This window comes from Amycolatopsis sp. SID8362 (assembly GCF_010550475.1).
Lineage (GTDB): Bacteria > Actinomycetota > Actinomycetes > Mycobacteriales > Pseudonocardiaceae > Amycolatopsis > Amycolatopsis eburnea.
In genome coordinates this window covers 1-3,177 of record NZ_JAAGNB010000022.1, presented here as the reverse complement: position 1 = coordinate 3,177, position 3,177 = coordinate 1, and the positions used below count along the sequence as shown (strand labels likewise).

The 3,177-nt window shown below is 67.6% G+C and carries 3 protein-coding genes and 2 rRNA genes; 1 reads left to right on the top strand and 4 read right to left on the bottom strand.

Annotated elements, in window-relative coordinates; translation table 11 throughout:
- A partial coding sequence (locus tag G3I65_RS01210; RefSeq protein WP_166639503.1) for a cation-translocating P-type ATPase occupies positions 1–1,227 on the bottom strand: 1,227 nt, incomplete at its 3' end.
- Positions 1,227–1,433, bottom strand: coding sequence for a heavy-metal-associated domain-containing protein (locus G3I65_RS01205; RefSeq protein WP_160693922.1), 207 nt, complete (start codon positions 1,431–1,433; stop codon positions 1,227–1,229). The genes G3I65_RS01210 and G3I65_RS01205, both read right to left, overlap by 1 nt.
- 78 nt (positions 1,434–1,511) lie before the next feature.
- Between G3I65_RS01205 and cobF the strand changes: the two genes are divergently transcribed.
- The gene (cobF, locus tag G3I65_RS01200; RefSeq protein ID WP_160693920.1) at positions 1,512–2,279 is read left to right on the top strand and encodes a precorrin-6A synthase (deacetylating); all 768 of its coding nucleotides are present in this window, start codon (positions 1,512–1,514) and stop codon (positions 2,277–2,279) included.
- 55 nt (positions 2,280–2,334) lie between these two features.
- Here the strand turns inward: cobF and rrf are convergent.
- A 5S ribosomal RNA gene (gene rrf, locus G3I65_RS01195) occupies positions 2,335–2,451 on the bottom strand.
- 68 nt (positions 2,452–2,519) lie between these two features.
- Positions 2,520–3,177, bottom strand: a 23S ribosomal RNA gene (locus G3I65_RS01190); the annotation flags it as partial.

The following is a 3,177-nucleotide window of genomic DNA, read 5'->3' as shown; positions in this document are numbered from 1 at the left end:
GCCGAGCTGGGCGCCGCGGCCGGTGCCGACGAGCAGCGCCGTCGGCGTCGCCAGGCCGAGCGCGCACGGGCAGGCGATGATCAGCACGGCGACGGCCGCGGTGAACGCCGCTTCCGTCGCGCCGCCGGTGGCCAGCCAGACGACCAGCGTCGCCAGCGCGAGGAAGACGACCGCCGGCACGAACACCGCCGAGACGCGGTCGGCGAGGCGCTGGACCTCGGCCTTGCCGTTCTGCGCGGCCTCGACGAGCCGCGCCATCTGCGCCAGCCGCGTGTCGGCGCCGACGCGCGTGGCCCGCACGAGCAGCCGGCCGCCGACGTTCACGGTGGCGCCGGTGACCGCGTCGCCCGGCCCGACCTCGACCGGCACGGACTCGCCGGTCAGCATGCTGGTGTCGACCGCGGAGCCGCCGTCGGTGACGACGCCGTCGGTGGCGATCTTCTCGCCGGGCCGTGCCACGAAGACGTCGCCGGGGTGCAGGTCGCTCACCGGGACCAGCCGCTCCTCACCGTCACGCAGGACCGTGACGTCCTTCGCGCCGAGGTCCATCAGCGCGCGCAGGGCGGCGCCGGCGCGGCGCTTGGAGCGGGTCTCGAAGTAGCGGCCGGCCAGGATGAACGTCGTGACGGCGGCGGCCACCTCGAAGTACAGGCTGTCGCCTGCCATCCCGGAGCTGATCAGCTCGAAGCCGTGGCGCATGCCGATCTCGCCCGCCATGCCGAACAGCAGCGCGTACAGCGACCAGGCCGTCGCGGCGACGACGCCGAGCGAGATGAGCGTGTCCATCGTGGCGGTCGCGTGCCGGAGGTTCACCGCGGCGGCGCGGTGGAACGGCCACGCGCCCCACGTCACGACCGGGGCGGCGAGCACGAGCGAGACCCACTGCCAGTAGTCGAACTGCCAGGCCGGGACCATCGCCAGTGCGACGAGCGGAACGGTGAGCGCCGCCGAAAGGAGCAAACGCTTGCGGAGCGTGGGCGTCTCGTCCGGCGCTTCGGGCTCGGGGAGCCGCGCGGAGTACCCGGCGGCTTCGACCACGGCCGTGAGATCGGCGACGGACAGCTCACTCGGGTAGCTCACCTGGGCTTTCTCGGTGGCGTAGTTGACCGTCGCGGTGACGCCGCCGACCTTGTTGAGCTTGCGTTCGACGCGGGCCGCGCAGGACGCGCACGTCATCCCGCCGATGGCGAGTTCGACGCGTTCCGCGGTGGTCCCGTCGGCCGTCATCACGCGACCAGGCGGTAACCGGCCTCGGTCACGGCGGCGGAAACGGCTTCGGCGGTGAGCGGGGTGTCGCTGGTCACGATCACGCGCCCGCTCTCGACGTCGACGTCGACCTGCCGGACCCCGGCGAGCTCGGAGACCTCCTCGCGCACCGACGTGGCGCAGTGTCCGCAGGTCATGCCCTCGACGGTGTAGGTCGCTTCGGTCATCTGACGGTCCTTTCGCTCTCCTTCCTTTATACCCATCGGGGGTAGGGGTTCACCATCGGGCCCCGACAGACTCGACGCATGCGCAAGCTCTACGCCATCGGGATCGGGGCCGGCGACCCGGAGCACCTCACGGTGCAGGCGATCGACCGCCTCAACCGCGTCGACGTCTTCTTCGTGCTCGACAAGGGCTCGGAGAAGGCGGACCTGGTCCGGCTGCGGCAGGAGATCCTCGACCGGTTCGTCACGCGACCGGGCTACCGCGTGGTGCTGGCGGAGGACCCGCCCCGCGACCGCACGCCGGCGGACTACCGGGCCGCGGTCGCCGACTGGCACGCGGCGCGCGCGGAGGTCTACGAGCAGCTGATCCTCTCGGAGCTGGGGCCGACAGGCACGGGGGCGTTCCTGGTGTGGGGCGACCCGTCGCTGTACGACAGCACGATCGCGTTGATCGAGGCGGTGCTCGCTCGGGGGAACGTCGAGTTCGAGTACGAGGTCGTGCCGGGGGTCAGCAGCATCTCGGCGCTGGTCGCCCGGCACCGGACGACGATGAACCAGATCGGCCGCGCGGTCCAGCTCACGACCGGCCGCCGGCTCGCCGAGGGCTGGCCGGACGGGGTCGACGACGTCTTCGTGCTCCTGGACGCCCATACGACGTTCGACCGCTTCACCGACGAAGGCCTGCAGATCTTCTGGGGTGCCTACGTGGGGACGCCGGACGAAATCCTGCTTTCGGGCCCGTTGACGGCCGCGTTGTCGGACGAAATCCGCCGAGTCCGCGCGGAGGCCCGGGAGCGGCACGGCTGGATCATGGACACGTACCTGCTGCGCCGGCCGGCCCGGAAATAGCGAAAGGCCCCGGGAGAACCGAGAGGTTCTCAACCGGGGCCTTTCATCTGGTTAAGTTCGGCGGTGTCCTACTCTCCCACAACCCTTCGGTTGCAGTACCATCGGCGCTGTCAGGCTTAGCTTCCGGGTTCGGAATGGGACCGGGCGTTTCCCTGACGCTATAACCACCGAAACACTCCGAAACAACACACGCACCTGGCGTGGTGTTTCAGAACCGTAGAGTGGATGCGCAACATCTTCGTAGACAAGTCCTCGGCCTATTAGTACCAGTCAACTCAACAACACATTACTGTGCTTCCATATCTGGCCTATCAACCCAATGGTCTATTGGGAGCCTTAACCCACAAAGGGGTGGGATACCTCATCTTGGAACAGGCTTCCCGCTTAGATGCCTTCAGCGGTTATCCCTTCCGAACGTGGCCAACCAGCCATGCCCTTGGCAGAACAACTGGCACACCAGAGGTTCGTCCGTCCCGGTCCTCTCGTACTAGGGACAGCCTTCCTCAAGTATCCTACGCGCGCGGCGGATAGGGACCGAACTGTCTCACGACGTTCTAAACCCAGCTCGCGTGCCGCTTTAATGGGCGAACAGCCCAACCCTTGGGACCTACTCCGGCCCCAGGATGCGACGAGCCGACATCGAGGTGCCAAACCATGCCGTCGATATGGACTCTTGGGCAAGATCAGCCTGTTATCCCCGGGGTACCTTTTATCCGTTGAGCGACACCCCTTCCACCAGGAGGTGCCGGATCACTAGTCCCGACTTTCGTCCCTGCTCGACATGTCTGTCTCACAGTCAAGCTCCCTTGTGCACTTGCACTCAACACCTGATTGCCAACCAGGCTGAGGGAACCTTTGGGCGCCTCCGTTACTCTTTAGGAGGCAACCGCCCCAGTTA